At 61.4% G+C, this 14059-nt stretch carries 13 protein-coding genes; 9 read left to right on the plus strand and 4 right to left on the minus strand.

All coding sequences use genetic code 11. From position 1 onward, the window contains the following. Positions 1-15: 15 nt before the first annotated feature. The 6 genes from thrC to ACVWY8_RS07575 all read left to right on the plus strand — a co-directional run bounded on the left by thrC (position 16) and on the right by ACVWY8_RS07575 (position 6519). On the plus strand, positions 16-1356 hold the full coding sequence (gene thrC / locus ACVWY8_RS07550; RefSeq protein ID WP_457394911.1) for a threonine synthase: 1341 nt from the start codon (positions 16-18) through the stop codon (positions 1354-1356). Between the two features lie 104 nt (positions 1357-1460). Further along, the gene (locus ACVWY8_RS07555) at positions 1461-1982 is read left to right on the plus strand and encodes a fasciclin domain-containing protein (protein WP_414424157.1); all 522 of its coding nucleotides are present in this window, start codon (positions 1461-1463) and stop codon (positions 1980-1982) included. Between the two features lie 36 nt (positions 1983-2018). Further along, entirely contained in the window at positions 2019-2294 is a 276-nt protein-coding gene (locus tag ACVWY8_RS07560; protein ID WP_011434358.1) for a ubiquitin-like small modifier protein 1, read from the plus strand. Between the two features lie 26 nt (positions 2295-2320). Next, complete coding sequence (locus ACVWY8_RS07565; protein WP_011434357.1) at positions 2321-2899, plus strand: DNA-3-methyladenine glycosylase; 579 nt, start codon at positions 2321-2323, stop codon at positions 2897-2899. Positions 2900-3062: 163 nt separating this feature from the next. Then, the gene (locus ACVWY8_RS07570) at positions 3063-4247 is read left to right on the plus strand and encodes a peptidase C39 family protein (RefSeq protein WP_457394913.1); all 1185 of its coding nucleotides are present in this window, start codon (positions 3063-3065) and stop codon (positions 4245-4247) included. Positions 4248-4569: 322 nt separating this feature from the next. Next, the gene (locus tag ACVWY8_RS07575) at positions 4570-6519 is read left to right on the plus strand and encodes an NHL repeat-containing protein (protein ID WP_457394915.1); all 1950 of its coding nucleotides are present in this window, start codon (positions 4570-4572) and stop codon (positions 6517-6519) included. Positions 6520-6564: 45 nt separating this feature from the next. Here the strand turns inward: ACVWY8_RS07575 and ACVWY8_RS07580 are convergent, their stop codons facing one another. After that, positions 6565-7002 carry a hypothetical protein gene (locus ACVWY8_RS07580; protein ID WP_414521882.1) on the minus strand — a complete coding sequence of 146 codons (438 nt, stop codon included), beginning with the start codon at positions 7000-7002 and terminating at the stop codon, positions 6565-6567. A 210-nt stretch (positions 7003-7212) separates the two neighbouring features. Between ACVWY8_RS07580 and ACVWY8_RS07585 the strand changes: the two genes are divergently transcribed. After that, positions 7213-7740 (plus strand): adenine phosphoribosyltransferase, encoded by a 528-nt coding sequence (locus ACVWY8_RS07585; protein WP_011434353.1) that lies wholly within the window; start codon positions 7213-7215, stop codon positions 7738-7740. 5 nt (positions 7741-7745) lie between these two features. Here ACVWY8_RS07585 and ACVWY8_RS07590 read toward each other — a convergent pair whose 3' ends face one another. The 3 genes from ACVWY8_RS07590 to glyA all read right to left on the minus strand — a co-directional run bounded on the left by ACVWY8_RS07590 (position 7746) and on the right by glyA (position 10870). Further along, on the minus strand, positions 7746-8312 hold the full coding sequence (locus ACVWY8_RS07590; protein ID WP_148202776.1) for a hypothetical protein: 567 nt from the start codon (positions 8310-8312) through the stop codon (positions 7746-7748). 98 nt (positions 8313-8410) lie between these two features. Next, a complete protein-coding gene (locus ACVWY8_RS07595; RefSeq protein WP_414406452.1) occupies positions 8411-9520 on the minus strand; it encodes a glycosyltransferase family 4 protein in 1110 nt (369 codons plus the stop codon). Positions 9521-9544: 24 nt separating this feature from the next. After that, on the minus strand, positions 9545-10870 hold the full coding sequence (gene glyA, locus ACVWY8_RS07600; protein WP_457394966.1) for a serine hydroxymethyltransferase: 1326 nt from the start codon (positions 10868-10870) through the stop codon (positions 9545-9547). A gap of 371 nt (positions 10871-11241) precedes the next feature. Here glyA and psaM point away from each other — a divergent pair, with 371 nt between their 5' ends. Further along, complete coding sequence (gene psaM / locus ACVWY8_RS07605; RefSeq protein WP_011434349.1) at positions 11242-11334, plus strand: photosystem I reaction center subunit XII; 93 nt, start codon at positions 11242-11244, stop codon at positions 11332-11334. 206 nt (positions 11335-11540) lie between these two features. Next, positions 11541-14054: an ATP-dependent DNA helicase RecG gene (gene recG / locus ACVWY8_RS07610; RefSeq protein WP_457394968.1), complete on the plus strand. Its 2514-nt coding sequence runs from the start codon at positions 11541-11543 to the stop codon at positions 14052-14054. The last annotated feature ends 5 nt before the right edge of the window (positions 14055-14059 follow it).

Here is a 14059-nt window from a genome sequence, read left to right on the forward strand (position 1 = left end):
ACCTTGAGGCTGCCCATGTCCCAAACTCTTTCCGAACGCCCGCTCAGCCCTGCCGATTCCCCGTTGGCCTCTGCCTTGCACAGCTCCAAGGTGGGCTTCAGCCGTTTGCGCTGTCGGGAGTGTGGCGCCGAGTATGAGCCGGTCGCCAAGCATGTTTGTGAGCTGTGTTTCGGCCCCCTCGAAGTGGCTTATGACTACGACTGGCTGAAGCGCACGGTTAGCCGTCAGAGCATCCAGGCCGGGCCGCATTCCATCTGGCGCTATCGGCCTTTTCTGCCAGTAACTTCTGAAAAGCCCATCGATGTGGGCACCGGCATGACCCCGCTGGTTAAGGCGGAGCGGCTGGGTCGGCGGCTGGGATTGAAAAATCTTTACATCAAGAACGATGCCGTCAACATGCCCACCCTCAGCTTCAAGGATCGGGTGGTGTCGGTGGCGCTGACCCGTGCCAAGGAGCTGGGTTTTACCACCGTTTCCTGCGCCAGCACGGGCAACTTGGCCAACTCCACGGCTGCCATTGCCGCCCATGCCGGCCTGGACTGCACCATCTTCATCCCGGCGGACTTAGAAGCGGGCAAGGTGCTGGGATCCCTGATTTACAACCCCACCGTCATGGCGGTGGAGGGCAACTACGACCAGGTGAATCGCCTCTGCGCCGAGGTGGCGGATCGCTACGGCTGGGGCTTCGTCAATATCAACCTGCGCCCCTACTACTCAGAAGGCTCCAAAACCCTGGCCTATGAGGTGGCGGAGCAATTGGGTTGGCAACTGCCGGATCAGGTGGTGATCCCATTGGCCTCGGGATCCCTGTACACCAAGGTTTACAAAGGCTTCCAGGAGTTTGTGAAGGTGGGGCTGGTGGCGGATAAGCCGGTCACCTTCCACGGCGCCCAGGCGCAGGGATGTTCGCCCATTGCCCAAGCCTTCCGCGAGGGACGGGATTTTGTCAGCCCTGTTAAGCCCAATACCATCGCCAAATCCATCGCCATCGGCAACCCTGCTGACGGGATCTACGCCCTGGACATTGCCCGCAGAACCGGTGGGCAGATCGCAACGGCCACGGATCCCGAGATCATCGCCGGCATTAAGCTCCTGGCCGAGACCGAAGGCATCTTCACCGAGACTGCCGGCGGCACCACCATTGCCGTGCTCAAACACCTGGCAGAATCCGGTCAAATCGATCCGGAGGCGGTTACAGTAGCCTACATTACTGGCAACGGTCTGAAGACCCAGGAGGCGGTTCAAGCCCACGTAGGCCATCCGCTGGTGATCTCGCCCAGGCTGGAGAGCTTTGAACAGGCTTTGGAGCGGGCCCGCACCCTGGAGCGGCTGGACTGGCAGGAGGCATCAGTATGAACTCAGTTTGCAGGGAAGACCCTCTCCATTGCCTCTTAACAGAATCTTAATGAAGAACTGTTAAGATCCCTGGCGTAGACCTATTGGCTCAGGAGCTTTGCACAGTGCCTATCTTTCCTTCTGTTCAACGCCTTGTTCGCCGTTGGATCCCGGTGGCGGCTGTAGTGGCCCCGCTTGTCTTTGCTCCTGCGGCCCAGCCTCAAGGGCTAAACACCATTGCCGTTGAGCTGGAAACTTTGCCCAGCAGCTACTCGACGCTGGCGGCAGCTTTGCGGGCGACGGGCCTGAATACGGCGTTGGCAGGGCCGGGGCCGTTCACGGTCTTTGCCCCTTCCGATGTGGCCTTTGGGCAACTGCCGCCGGGTACGGTGGAGACGCTGTTGCAGCCGGCCAGCCGGGCTCAGCTCACCCGCATTCTCACGTATCATGTGGTGCCGGGGCGGATTACCTCGTTTGACCTGCGGCCCGGCCAATCGACCACTCTGACCACCTTGGCAGGGCTGCCGCTGCAGGTGCAGGTGGGATCCGATGGCAGCATCCGGGTCAACGGGGCTAACGTGAACCTGGCGGATATTCCAGTTTCCAACGGCGTGATTCACGGCATCGATGGGGTGCTGCTACCCTAGTTTTTTGATGTTGGTTAATGGACGAGGCATTGGGCTATGGCAGTCAAGGTGCTGATTCCCAACACGCTGCGGGCGCTCACCCAGGATCAGGGGGTGGTGAATTGCGAGGGATCCACCATCCGCGAATTGTTGGATGCTTTGGAACAACGCTGTCCGGGGATTAAGGCGCGGCTGTGCGATGAGAAGGGGGAATTGCGCCGCTTCGTCAACTTTTATGTGAACAGCGAAGACATTCGCTTCCTCAAGGGATGTGACACCCCTCTGCAAGATGGGGATGAGGTGAGCATCGTCCCTGCCGTTGCTGGGGGCTGAGGGCTGCCAAGCCTGCCGTGGACGCTGTGGAGTGGTTGAGCCAGCCGGCCCCGCTGGTGGCACCTGCCTTGCTGGGCATGGTTCTGGTGCGGCAATTTGCCGATGGGCTGCAGGTGCGGGCCCAGATCGTAGAGACGGAGGCCTACACGGCTGGGGATCCGGCCTGCCATGCCTACCGCCGCAAGACCCAACGCAACCAGGTCATGTTTGGCCCGCCAGGGCATCTCTACATCTATCGCATCTACGGCCTCTACCACTGTCTAAATATCGTTACCGAGCCAGAAGGGATCCCGGCGGCGGTTCTGATCCGGGCAGCTCAGTTGGATCGCCTGCCAGACTGGATCCCGGCCAACAAACAGAATCAGCCAGCACGGGCGGCGGCGGGGCCGGGCCTGCTCTGTCAAGCACTGCGCATCGACGGATCCCACAACGGCTGGCGGCTAGAGCGGGCGGAAGCCGGCCAGGAAGGCATTTGGCTGGAGGGATCCCCCTCTTGGCAAACGCAGTTGTCCATCGTCCAAACCACCCGCATCGGCATCACCCAAGGAGCCGAGATCCCCTGGCGCTGGTACATTGGTGGACATCCGGCGGTGTCGCGCTATTAGTGGGGGCAGGCGGACAATGCTCGCAGAAGGCAGTGGCTAAAGGACTCCGTCCCGCTTACGCGAACGGCAGGGGCTGCCTGGGCTGGTCAGCGGGGTTGTGCTGCTCTTGCTGGGGTTGCCCGCGTTGGCCCAGCCTGTTCCAACTTTTCCAGGACTCTTGACGATGCAAGCCCAGACCCACTTCACCTATCGCACCGGGTTTCAGCGCTGGCGGGCGGGAGAAGCTCAGGGGTTTCAGGACTGGTCAACCCAAGGGATCCGCCTGAACGCCCGAGGGCAATTGGTCTTGGATCCAGAGGGTTTGCGGCAAGAAGTCAGCCTTGAAGAGCCTGAGGTGGCGCTAAGGACTCCGTCCCGCTTACGCGATCGGGGGCGCCCTTTCTATCCCCTTGGCCCCTACTGGGTGGGAGAAGCCACTAGCCCAGCAGTCCCCACGGGCTTCCCCCTGATCGGGGCCATCGTTTCCTGGAATGCCACCACGCCCCCCGGCACCTGGCTGGAACTGTGGATCCGGGCGAAGCTTCCAGATCGCTGGACAAAGTGGTATCACGGCGGGGTATGGGCTGCAGATCCCATGACTCTGGCCAGCCACTCGGTGCGGGGACAAGGGGATGAGGATGGCAACCTGTACACGGATCTGCTGGTGCTCAACGATACGCTCAACGGGGCTGAAGCCTTCCAGGTCAGGGTGCGCCTGTTCACCCAAGACCCTGGCCATTCTGCCTTTGTGGATCAGGTGGCAGTTGCCATTTCCAACGAGCCGGTCAAGCCCAGCCGCCTATCCCCTGGGGATCCCAGCCGCTGGGGCAAAGTCTTGGATCTGCCTTTGTGCTCCCAGATGGTGTACCCCGATGGGGGAGAAGTCTGGTGTAGCCCCACCTCCCTGGCCATGGTGCTGGCCTACTGGCAGCAGGATCCCCGTCCCTGTGAGCTGCTGGTGCGCGCAGCGGTGGCCGGTGTGTACGACCGGGTCTACGACGGCCATGGCAACTGGGTTTTCAACGTCGCCCATGCTGCCGAGCAGGGTTTGTCCGGCGTGGTGGCGCGGCTGGAGAGCTTGGCCCAAGCAGAAGCCTGGATCGCGGCAGGGGTTCCGGTGGTCCTCAGCTATGCCTGGGGCGAGGGAGAACTGGAAGGGGCGCCGATCCCCAAAAGCAAGGGTCATTTGGCGGTGCTGGTGGGATTTGATAGCCACGGGGATCCCATCGTCCACGATCCGGCGGCCAAAACCAACGAAGAGGTTCGCCGTACCTACCGCCGCGAACAGCTAGAGTCGTTGTGGCTGGAGCACTCCGGGGGTACCGTCTACTTGATTCATCCGCGAGAGTGGCCTGTCCCCACTCTATAGCCGAACCGGGCGAACGCGGGCAGCATCGACTTACAGCGCTACCGCTATGGCCTGGATGATTTCCTGGCCGCTGAAACTGCTATCTGGTCTTTCGGTGGGGATTTGAGTAAGGATAGATGGAGTGAGGAGTGCGACTCACCTGCGGGTGAGGATGGTTGGTCATGAATAGGAATGCGGTTCAGGGGCCAAGGCATTGGTCGAGGTGGCTCCTGCGGCAGAGAGGGTGCTGGGCAATTCTCGCCGGTTTGTACGCTGATGAAGGTAAGCGTGGGGGTTTGGGTTTCCGCCATTTCCCAGTTTGTGGGAGGGGATGAGCTGCATCATGCCACGACGGGCTTCCCTGACACCGCTACCTTGGCCTGCGCTGAGTGCCTTGGTGCTGGCTCTCTCGGGCTGTGGCGAGCTTTCTTCTTCTAGTCTGTCTCCCAGCGTTGTTCCCCCTGCGGCCCTACAGCCGGTTTTAACTCCAACTCCTCTCCCTCCCTCCCCGCTTTCTCTGACTTTCGAGCAAGCCCGCCAGTCCGGCTTGTCGGTGCCCAGCAACCGCATCGTTCTGCTGCTCCAGGAACAGGGATCCGATCTGGTGGCCCAGCTACCGGCCTCAGAGGTGGATCGCTGGCTGGCTCGCACTCCCACCTGGCCGGGGGTGGAAGGGATCGACCTGAGCATTACCCTGGGCACTTATCGCCAAACCGCCACTGCCCCTCTGCGCCCAGGGCAACCGGCCACCTTCACCTTTACCAACCCCCCCGCCGGAGAAGCGGAGCTCAGCGCCATCGCCTATCGGGGATCCACCACTCTGGCGCAGGGGAAGGGATCCCTGACCCTTTCTGCCCGCTCTGGGAGTTCTGGCAGTGTCAATCGTCCTCCCCAAGACACAGAGCGCCAGCGCCGCCTTTCTATGTTGGTGCTCTCTGAGGTGGGGGTACCGCTGCTGCACACCAGCTCGGCAGCGCCCACCCTTGGCCAGCCGTTGCTGCTCTCAGGGGAAAATCTGGAGCGGGTGGAAACGGTTCTCTTTGCTGCAGCAGCCCATCCCGAGCGCATCCTGAAGGGGGAAATTCGCTCCCGCAGCGGTGACCGCCTGGTGGTGATGCCGCCTTCTTCTCTTTCCGGCTCGGTTTGGGTTGCCGTTGCGGATGCTTCCGGGCAAGGGCTGGGTACACTGGTCTACGATTGGCCTGCCGCTACTCCTTCCCCCAGCCCCTCTCCCACCCCCACTGCTCCGGCAGCATCGGCCTGGGTGGTGGAAACTTTGCTGGATGGCCGCACCTCGCCCGCGGCAGATCCTGTCGGCAACGCCCCTGATAACACCGGCACCGAGTCCAGGATCTACCTGCAGCAAATCAGCGGCATTGCTGTGGATCCTGAAGGAGCCTTCTATTTAGCCGATAGAGCCCAGCACCGTATCTTTCGGCTTTCTCCAGAGGGGGAATTGGAAGTTTGGGCCGGCACAGGCAGAGCAGGCTACCAAGACGGAGCAGCCGAGCAAGCGCGGTTCAACTCCCCACAGGGGCTGCTCTGGGATCCCAAGGGGGGATTGTGGGTGGCCGACAGCGGCAACCATTGCCTGCGCTATATCAACCTGCAACGACAGGTGAGCACCTTTGCCGGCACTTGTATAGCCGGATACCGAGATGGGGGGCTTGACCGAGCTCAGTTCCGTGAGCCATCGGGGCTGGCTTTGGGTTCAGATGGCAGCCTCTACGTTGCCGACCGCGCCAATCGCCGCATCCGCCGCATCACCCCTGCCGGTGAGGTGACCACCGTTGCCGGCACGGGCCAGCCGGGATCCGTCGATGGCCCAGCAGAACAGGCCCAGCTCCTGCAGCCCACGGCTCTGGCGGTGGATAAGGAGGGGAACCTCTGGATTGCCGATGGACATCGCCTGCGCCGGCTCTCTGCTGGCGGACGAGTGACCACCCTCTCCGGGGCAGAGCCAGGCTATCGGGATGGCCCCCTGGCAGAGGCCCGTTTTCAAACCCTGGGGGGGCTGGCCTTCGATGCGGCAGGCAACCTCTGGGTGGCAGACCGAGACAACCATCGCATTCGTCGTCTTCAGCCTGGGGGACAAGTTTCCACCTTGGCCGGACAGAATCAGCCCGGCTGGCAGGATGGCCCCACCTCGGTGGCCCGGTTCGATCAACCTGCCGGCTTGGCAGTCTTACCGGATGGCAGTGTGGTGGTGGTGGATGCCGGCTTGCCGGGCTTGCGTCGCATAAGCCGCGTTGCCTCTGGGCCCGCCACCCCAACTCCTGTGGGATCCCTGTAGGCTCTTGCCAGGCCGCCGTCTTTTGGGTTTCGCAGGGATCCCCATCTACTCAATCACCACACTCTTCGGGCCGGCGTTCACCTCTGGGCGACCCTGATTGAAGTTGGCCAGGAAGGTGTCTGGATCTTTGAGGCTGAAGACCAGCTTTTTGCAGGGCACTTGCAGCCCCACCGGCCCCAGCAACGGAATAAAAAGAGGCTTTTCCTGCACCAGTGGAATGGCAATTACCCCTTGGGTGCTGGTGACCGGGCCAACGATCCCCTGAAAATCGGTGCGCACGCCCACCCCGTAGTACCAGGGCCAGGGAAAGCGCTCCCCTCGCCCCAACTCGCTCAAGGAGAACGTCTCGTTGAACAGGCTGCCCGCCCGCACAATGAGCTTGTCTTGCAGCAGATCGACATAGGCCGACTCGCTGCTCACCCCAAACAGAGCCAGCGGCAAACTGGCTAGGGGATTGGAGTCGATGGCCATGTAGTAGCGCATGAGAGATCTCCGATTTTACAGATGGGTGACCAGGTGAGCCGCGGCCCCTAGCCTTGCCAATTATAAAAAATCTTCCCCGTTGCTCGACTGACCAAAAGGGATCCCATCTGCCCATTAGCTAACCGAGTATGATGGGTTGCTTGGAGCGTCCTTTGAGGACTCCGTCCCGCTAACGCGAACAGCAAGCCACTGGCCAGCGAGGAAAACAGGATGGATCTGCGAGCCCTCATTCGCTTGGTGCCCGATTTTCCCAGACCCGGCATCCTCTTTCGGGATATGACCCCCCTGCTGCAGGATCCGGCAGGCTTCCGGGCGGCTATTGAACAGTTGGCCGCCGGCACCACCGGCATGGGATCCCTAGATTATGTGGTCGGCATCGAGTCGCGGGGGTTCATTTTAGGGGCTGCTTTGGCACAACACCTGGGCTTGGGCTTTGTCCCGGTTCGCAAGCCAGGCAAACTGCCGCCGCCGGTGCTCAGCCAGACTTACAGCCTGGAATACGGCCAAGACCAGCTCCAACTGCACGCCCACGCCCTGCGGCCTGGAGAGCGGGTGTTGATCGTGGATGATGTCATTGCCACCGGGGGTACAGCCGCTGCCACCGCCCAATTGGTGGCCCAGAGCGGCGCTGAGGTGGGGGGATTTGCCTTCTTAATCGAGCTGGCCTTTTTGTCCGGCTGCAAGGCTCTTCCCCCTGGGATCCCTGCCCATGTGGTGATGGTAGAGGAAGGCAACTGAGTTCCTCAAGTAAGGTGCACCGACTGTTGGACGAGGATCCCTGGTGTTTTGGGCAAAGGTTGGCTCAAGCGGCTGATCTGAGCCTGCGCCTGCAGTTGTTCGTCAATCCAGTCCGCCAGTTCCCGCATGTAAAGCGCCACATGGATCGCCTGGTCGCGCTGTGCTGGCTCCACACCTTTTTCCGCCAGGCGGGCCAGAATTACGGGATCGCTCAGCTCCTCCAGGGCGGCAAAGTCTTCCGGTTGGTCGAACCCCAGCTCTGCCATTTTCTCGAACACATACCCCAGCCGCAGGCCGGTGGCCTCGCACTGCCCCTCCAGTTGCCAGGGATCCCTCAAGGCCAGGGCAACAGTTCGGTAGGCGGTTTGGGCGATGGAGCGCCAGGTGCCGCGGTGGATGCGCAGGCTGAGTTGCTGCCGATCCCAGCCCAGGGCTTCTCGCACCAACAGGCCGCAATTGCAGCGGGTGCTGTCCCGCCAGCAGTACTCCCAGTCCCAGAAGCCCCAGTGTTGGGATTGGATACGATCCGCGGTGCGGCGCAGGAGAGCTGCCAACTCAGGTGTGGGGCGCATGAGGCAACACAGAGCTAAACAAAAAACAACAAAACAAAAAACAACAAATATAGAGCGCCTCCAGTCTAGGCAGGCGAGCGATGGAGAACAAGCCCAGCTCAATCTTCTTTACATTCCTGGTCGCAACAGCATTGCGGAGCAACATATTCCTGTTCGGGCCTGTCCTCCGAGGGCAAAGCTCGTTGCCGTTGCCAAGCCCCCCAAGCCACCCCTGCCAACACCAGCGAGGCCCCGCCCAGGTAGGTGCCCCCTGCTGGCAAGCCCGCCAAGGCCAAGGCCAGGGATCCCCCCCAGAGGGTCATGGCGTAGATGAGCAGCACTGAATGCCGCTGGGATAGGCCGGCTTTGAGCAAGCGGTGGTGCAGGTGGCCTTTGTCGGGATGGAAAGGCGACTTCCCCCTGGCCAGCCGCTTGAGGATTACGGTGGACATATCCAGGATCGGCACCGCCAAGATAAAGAAAGGCAGAGCCACTGCCAGCGTGGTCACCCCCTTGGCCACCCCGATCACCCCGATCCCAGCCAGGGTAAAGCCCAAAAAATAGGCCCCCCCATCCCCCATGAAGATCTGCGCCGGGTTGAAGTTGTAGCGCAAAAAGCCTAGGCAAGCTCCCGCCAAAGCCGCCGCCAGCATGGCCGCCGCCGGTCGATCCAGCAGCAGGGTTACGATCAGCATCACCACTGCCGCAATTCCCGACACCCCTGCCGCCAGCCCATCTAGCCCGTCCATGAAGTTGATGGCGTTGGCCATCCCCACCAGCCAGAACAGGGTAATCAGCAGGCTCAACCACACCGGAAAGGGCCAGATCCCTCTCCCGGGCAGACTGATGAACTCAATGCGCACCCCTACTCCCCAAGCGGCAGCAGCCACGCCGAATTGCATCAACAAGCGGGAAAAAGGCGACAGGTGAAACAGGTCGTCCGCCAGGCCAATCAAAAAAAACAAAACCCCACCGATCGTCACCCCCCAAATCTCGTACTCCTGCTCGGTGCGCAAGCCCCCAAAAGCTCCGGCTCCCCAGAGCAACAGCAGGGCCACCAAGTTGCCAAAAAAGATGGAAACCCCCCCCAGGCGCACCATCGGTTGCTGGTGGATCTTGCGCTCGTCGGGAAAGTCCAACTGGCCACTGCGGATCCCGACCGCCTTCACCACCGGGGTTGCCCACAGAACCACACAGGCAGCAGCCAGAAAGGCAACCAAGTAGGGCATAGCAAGCCGTGGCGAGGATTGCGGTTATCCCAAGTGGGGGTAGAGGGGGAAACGACGACAGAGCTGAGCCACCCGCTGGCGACACTCTTCCAATACAGCAGGCTCCTCAGGCTGAAACAGACAATCGGCGATGATCTCCCCAATTTCCTCAAATTCTACTGGCCCCAAGCCGCGGGTGGTCAAGGCTGGGGATCCCAGACGCAGGCCGCTAGCTACAAAGGGCGGCTGTGGGTCGAAGGGAATGGTGTTCTTATTGGCGGTGATATGGATCTCCCCCATCAGCCGATCCGCCCTTTTGCCCGTCATTACCGGATCCGCCGCCCCAGTTTTTTCCAGCACCGCCGAAACCGAGCGCAGATCCAGCAACATCAGGTGATTGTCGGTGCCCCCGGAAACCAGTCGAATGCCTCGCCGTTGCAGGGATCCCGCCAGGGCCTGAGCATTGGCGATCACCTGCGCCGAGTACTGGGCAAAGCTGGGCTGCAGGGCTTCTCCAAAGGCCACCGCCTTGCCAGCAATAACATGCTCCAGCGGCCCCCCCTGGCTGCCGGGGAACACTGCCTTATCCAGCTTTTTGCCCAATTCTGGGTCGCGGGTGAGAATGAGTCCCCCGCGCGGCCCTCGCAGCGTCTTGTGGGTAGTGGTGGTCACCACATCGCAGAGGGGCACGGGGTTGGGGTGATGTCCAGTGGCCACCAAGCCGGCAATGTGGGCAATGTCGGCCAGAAGATAGGCCCCCACCTCGTCGGCAATGGCGCGGAAAGCGGCAAAGTCAATTGTCCGCGGATAGGCAGAGTAGCCGCAGATGATCAGCTTGGGCCGGTGCTGCAGGGCCAGATCCCGCACTTGGTCAAAATCAATCCGCTCCGTCTGCGGATGCACCCCGTAGTGCACCACGCGGAACCACTTGCCGGAGACGTTTACGGGGGAGCCGTGGGTAAGGTGGCCGCCGTGGGCCAGATCCATGCCCATAATTGTGTCTCCTGGCTGCAGCAGGGCCAGGAAAACAGCGAAATTGGCCTGCGCCCCCGAGTGGGGCTGCACATTGGCGTGGGCTGCCCCGAACAATTGCTTAGCCCGGTCAATGGCCAGTTGTTCAATCTCGTCAATAAACTCGCAGCCGCCGTAGTAGCGCTTGCCCGGCAGCCCTTCTGCATACTTGTTGGTGAGCACCGAGCCCTGGGCTGCCAAGACGGCAGGAGAGGTGAAGTTCTCGCTGGCAATCATCTCCAGGTGATCCCGCTGCCGGTTGAGCTCTTCCTGGATCAGGCGGTAAACAACGGGATCCGTTTCCGCCAGGATGGCCAAGCTATCCCGTGAGGTGGTCAGACTTTGTGGAGCAGCTACCATGATGACGCCAAGACCGAACTTCGCAGGAGGAATGGGCAAGAACTGCTTCGCCGTCGCGACGGCGTTGCGGAGCAACATCGTAGCATGACCCGCAAACCAGCAGCGCAGGCCCCGGCCTTTCTGCCTGGGGTAAAACCCCAAAACTGAGAAAGAATCCCTTGCTTTAGGGGTGGGGAGAATGTCAGTCGCGACAGCGTTGCGGAGCAACATCGATCCAAGCAGAGGATCTGGGAGCCACGGTCAAGCGGGATGGGCAAGGGCTGCTTTGTAAAGAATGTTGAGCTTTTCTTCTCGGTGTCAAGGCTACCCCTCAAGCTACGGTAGAGTGAGGGGGCTGACTTTTGTGCAATTCCACTGTTAGGGAGTTGGTTATGACGGACGCACAAGTTTTCACCATCCTGGCGATTGCCTTGGTGCCGGCAGTGATGGCTCTGCTTTTGGGATCCGCCCTGGCCCGCAGCTAAAGCTCCTGCATCTCCCAAAAAGTGCCTCTGGATCCCTTCGGCCTGCCCCGTCACGACAGTGTTGCGGAGTAATAAGGCAGGCTTTTTTCTTTATCAAGGAATGGAAAGTGTGGCTTGCGCTGCTGCACTCCTTCGGTTGTCCTGCCGTTGTTGGCTAAAGTTGGATTGATAAGGAGCACTCCCGGCAGCCAAGCAACTTGAGCCAGGTGGATCTACAGCGGCTTCAGCGCGCCCTTTCCCTAGAAGCAGAGGTGGGGTTTACCGACCTGCGGGGGCGAGAGCAGACCTTCTCCCAATTTTTGGGGAGCGTGTTCGGACAGGATCCCCCCTCTGACTGGGTGCTGAATGGAGATGACCGGCGGCGATGGAAAGAACTGGGATCCCGCTATACCCTGTATTCCGAGCTGGAGCTGCCCGAACGCCAGCACCTGGTGGCCGAAACCCGCCGCTGGCTGGAGCGAGTCCGACGTCAGCAAGAGCTGTCCCGACCGAGTTCCCACCAACCTGGCTCGTTTGCAGCCTCGTTGCCACAGCGCTCTGGTTTCCCTGCCGTAGGCGTAGCAACAACCCCCCCAGAGGCAGGGCGGAGCACGATTTCCCCATCTCTCCCCGCCGGCCTCAGCCTGGAGCAGCCGCTGCAGTTTCTCAAAGGCATTGGCCCCAAGTCGGCGGAAAAGCTGGCACAACTGGGCCTACACAGCGTGCGGGATGCCCTCTACTACTTCCCCCGCGACTACCTGGACTATTCCCGGCGGGTGCTCATCCGCCAAGCCAAGGTGGGGGAGACCGTTACCCTTGTAGGGACGGTGAAAAGTTGCAGTTGCTTTACCAGCCCTAAGAATCCCTCGCTGACCATCTTCAACCTAAAGATTTCCGACAAAAGTGGTGTAATTACCCTCAGCCGCTTCTACAGCGGGCGGCAGTTTGCCCAGCGCAGTTGGCAAGCTTCCCTGGAGCGGCGATACCCCAAGGGGGCCCTGGTGGCTGCCAGCGGCCTGGTCAAAAAGGGCCGGTTGGGCCTAACGCTGGATAACCCGCAACTGGAGGTGCTGGGGGGAGAGGGCGAGGAGCTGGACAGGCTGGGCAAGATCTTGCCAGTTTACCCTCTCTCAGAAGGGATCCCCGCCGATCTGGTGCGCAAGGCGGTGCAACTGGCTTTGCCGGCGGCGGCCTTGGTGGAGGATCCCTTGCCGGCGGATCTCAAGCGGCAGTTGCAGCTTTTGGACTTGCCTGTTGCCCTGCAGCAGATCCACTTTCCTGAGACCCGAGAGCTGCTGGCCCAGGCCCGGCGGCGGCTGGTGTTCGATGAGTTTTTCTACCTACAACTAAGCCTATTGCAGCGGCGACACCGCTATCGTGCCCAAGCTCAGGCCATACCTCGTTACCAGCCGGCTAGAGGGGAGCTGTTGGATCGCTTCTACCAAATCCTGCCCTTTCAGCTTACCGCTGCCCAGCAGCGGGCCATCGACGAGATCCTAGCGGATCTGCGGGATCCCTTGCCCATGAACCGCCTCTTGCAGGGAGATGTGGGATCCGGCAAAACCGTGGTGGCGGTGGCAGCTGTGCTGGCAGCCATTCAATCCGGTTGGCAGGCGGCCCTCATGGCTCCCACCGAGGTCTTGGCCGAGCAACACTACCGCAAGTTGGTGGAATGGCTCAGCCAGCTGCAGGTGCCCGTTGAACTGTTGACTGGATCCACGCCCCCTGCTAAGCGCCGGGAGATCCTGCGGCAGTTGCAGACCGGGGAATTGCCCTTGGTGGTGGGCACCCATGCTCTCATCCAGCCGGCAGTGCAGTTTCGCAACCTGGGCTTGGTGGTCATCGACGAGCAGCACCGCTTTGGCGTGGAGCAGCGGGCCGCTCTGCAACAGAAAGGGGATCACCCCGATGTCCTCACCATGACCGCCACCCCCATCCCCCGCACCCTCACCCTGGCCCTGCATGGGGATCTGGATGTTACCCAAATTGACGAGCTGCCGCCGGGGCGCAAGCCCGTGCACACCCTGGTGGCCCGGCCAGGGGATCGCCTGCAGGTGATGCGGCTTATCGAGCGGGAAATTGCCCAAGGGCGGCAGGCCTACGTGGTGCTGCCGTTGATTGAAGAGTCGGAGAAGCTGGATCTCAAATCTGCCATCGAGGAACACCAGCGTCTGCAGGAAAAGGTCTTCCCCCAATTTCGGGTGGGCCTGCTGCACGGGCGCTTGACCAGTAGCGAGAAGGAAGCTGTCATTGCGGCCTTTCGCCGGCGGGAGCTGGATATTCTGGTCTCTACCACGGTGGTGGAGGTGGGGGTAGATGTGCCCAATGCCTCGGTGATGCTGGTGGAGCATGCGGAGCGCTTTGGGCTCTCCCAACTGCACCAACTGCGGGGGCGGGTAGGGCGGGGATCTGACCAGGCCTACTGCATCCTGATGACAGGATCCAAAAGCGAGGAGGCCCTGCGGCGGCTCAAGGTGCTGGAGCAGTCCCACGACGGGTTTTTCATTGCCGAGATGGATCTGCGCTTCCGCGGCCCAGGGGAGGTGATGGGCACCCGCCAGTCGGGGCTACCCGATTTTGCCCTGGCCAGTCTCATGGAGGATCAAGAGGTGCTGCAGCTGGCCCGCCAGGCGGCAGAGCAGCTTATTGTCCAAGACCCCGACCTGAAGCGCTGGCCCCCCTTAAGCCGCATACTGGAAGAGCGTCAGGCCCGTCTCTTGGGCCCTGGGTTGTTGACCTAAGCTAG

This window comes from Thermostichus sp. OS-CIW-32, from assembly GCF_054060415.1.

Coding starts and splice junctions, on each gene's coding strand:
- glyA (WP_457394966.1), bottom strand. CDS start 10,870: ATGGTAGCTGCTCCACAAAGTCTGACCACCTCACGGGATAGCTTGGCC.
- ACVWY8_RS07580 (WP_414521882.1), bottom strand. CDS start 7,002: ATGCGCTACTACATGGCCATCGACTCCAATCCCCTAGCCAGTTTGCCG.
- ACVWY8_RS07585 (WP_011434353.1), top strand. CDS start 7,213: ATGGATCTGCGAGCCCTCATTCGCTTGGTGCCCGATTTTCCCAGACCC.
- ACVWY8_RS07590 (WP_148202776.1), bottom strand. CDS start 8,312: ATGCGCCCCACACCTGAGTTGGCAGCTCTCCTGCGCCGCACCGCGGAT.
- ACVWY8_RS07595 (WP_414406452.1), bottom strand. CDS start 9,520: ATGCCCTACTTGGTTGCCTTTCTGGCTGCTGCCTGTGTGGTTCTGTGG.
- ACVWY8_RS07570 (WP_457394913.1), top strand. CDS start 3,063: ATGCAAGCCCAGACCCACTTCACCTATCGCACCGGGTTTCAGCGCTGG.
- ACVWY8_RS07575 (WP_457394915.1), top strand. CDS start 4,570: ATGCCACGACGGGCTTCCCTGACACCGCTACCTTGGCCTGCGCTGAGT.
- psaM (WP_011434349.1), top strand. CDS start 11,242: ATGACGGACGCACAAGTTTTCACCATCCTGGCGATTGCCTTGGTGCCG.
- thrC (WP_457394911.1), top strand. CDS start 16: ATGTCCCAAACTCTTTCCGAACGCCCGCTCAGCCCTGCCGATTCCCCG.
- ACVWY8_RS07560 (WP_011434358.1), top strand. CDS start 2,019: ATGGCAGTCAAGGTGCTGATTCCCAACACGCTGCGGGCGCTCACCCAG.